Raw genomic sequence first — 359 nt, 5'->3', positions numbered from 1 at the left:
CTTGGCAAGGTGGCTTCCTGACGGAAACATAGAATTTTTGGGGAGAATTGATAATCAAGTCAAAATCAGAGGCTTCCGGATTGAAACTGATGAAATAGAAAGCCAGCTTCTGAAAATAAGCGGGATAAAAGAAGCAGTTGTTATAGATAAGTGCGACCTTCACGGTGACAAATACCTTTCTGCATTTGTAACCGCAGAATATAAAATATCCGGAGCAGCTTTGAGGGAGCAATTGGGTGACATTTTGCCGCAATATATGATTCCCGGTGTCATCATCCAGGTTGAACAGCTGCCTCTCACACCAAATGGGAAAATTGACAGGAAAGCACTTGCAGAAATAGAAGAGCCTAAACATATAA

General features: G+C 41.5%; 1 protein-coding gene. It reads left to right on the top strand.

Going from position 1 to position 359, the window contains the following annotated elements; all coding sequences use genetic code 11:
• On the top strand, positions 1-359 hold a 359-nt coding region (locus tag SB658_RS22435; protein WP_410602421.1), incomplete at both ends, for an AMP-binding enzyme.

It is taken from the genome of Bacillus sp. SIMBA_008 (genome assembly GCF_046535495.1).
Lineage (GTDB): Bacteria > Bacillota > Bacilli > Bacillales > Bacillaceae > Bacillus > Bacillus subtilis.
The sequence above is the reverse complement of the archived record's forward strand: the minus strand, read 5'-3'. Positions and strand labels throughout refer to the sequence as shown.